The organism is Nocardioides malaquae (assembly GCF_015070385.1).
Classification (GTDB): Bacteria; Actinomycetota; Actinomycetes; order Propionibacteriales; family Nocardioidaceae; genus Nocardioides; species Nocardioides malaquae.
Genome location: NZ_JADCSA010000875.1, coordinates 1 through 249, shown reverse-complemented (window position 1 = coordinate 249; position 249 = coordinate 1). Strand labels below are relative to the sequence as shown.

Here is a 249-nt window from a genome sequence, read left to right as displayed (position 1 = left end):
CCAACCTTCTCCGCTTGCTTCGGCGCGGCATTCCTGTCGCTGCACCCGACTCAGTACGCAGAAGTGCTGGTGAAACGTATGCAGGCGGCGGGCGCGCAGGCTTATCTGGTTAACACTGGCTGGAACGGCACTGGCAAACGTATCACGATTAAAGATACCCGCGCCATTATCGACGCCATCCTCAACGGTTCGCTGGATAATGCAGAAACCTTCACTCTGCCGATGTTTAACCTGGCGATCCCAACCGAA

General features: G+C 56.2%; 1 protein-coding gene. It reads left to right on the top strand.

Annotated features, from left to right (window positions below; genetic code table 11):
- On the top strand, window positions 1-249 hold a 249-nt coding region (locus IEQ44_RS16305; RefSeq protein WP_193639462.1), incomplete at both ends, for a phosphoenolpyruvate carboxykinase (ATP).